Below are 664 nucleotides of genomic sequence, written 5' to 3' on the forward strand. Positions count from 1 at the left end.
TTACTATTGTATATACATCAAGATCGTATCAACCTCGTGCTGAAAAGTTTGATAACTCTTTTATTTTTGTTGGTCCTTCTATTGCTCCGCGAAAAGATGTAGAAACTCTTTCTTTAAAAAATATTCCTGGTAATAAGCTCATCTTTATTTCAATGGGAACGATATTTAATCAGCAACCTGAGTTATATACTACCTGTTTTGAAGCGTTCCAAGAAATACAGGCTACAGTTATATTATCAGTAGGAAAACAGACGGACATTAGCCAATTTAAAGATATTCCATCTAATTTCATTATACGTAATTATGTACCTCAGTTAGAAATACTAGAACAAGCAGATGTTTTTATTACTCATGGTGGAATGAATAGTACGAGTGAAGGACTTTATTTTGGTGTTCCTCTTGTGGTTATGCCTGTTGTGGGGGATCAGCTAATAGTAGCTAATCGGATTGAAGAATTAGGAGCTGGTCTACAACTTAATCGTCAAGAACTAGACGCTACTACATTACGAAACAAAACAGAACAAGTGCTATCGGACTCTTCATTTAAGGAAAAGAGCTTAGAAATCGGAAAATCCTTAAGGGATTCCGGAGGGTACCAAAAAGCAGTAGAAACTATTTTGCAATTTAAAAAGAATGAAAAAATAGAGGATCTAATCTAATTTTA

At 34.0% G+C, this 664-nt stretch carries 1 protein-coding gene; it reads left to right on the top strand.

Going from position 1 to position 664, the window contains the following annotated elements; genetic code table 11:
* A partial coding sequence (locus RB298_RS17185; RefSeq protein ID WP_486047670.1) for a nucleotide disphospho-sugar-binding domain-containing protein occupies window positions 1–659 on the top strand: 659 nt, incomplete at its 5' end.
* Between the last annotated feature and the right edge of the window lie 5 nt (window positions 660–664).

The organism is Priestia sp. BR_2 (assembly GCF_041954005.1).
Taxonomy (GTDB): domain Bacteria; phylum Bacillota; class Bacilli; order Paenibacillales; family Paenibacillaceae; genus Paenibacillus_AQ; species Paenibacillus_AQ lautus_A.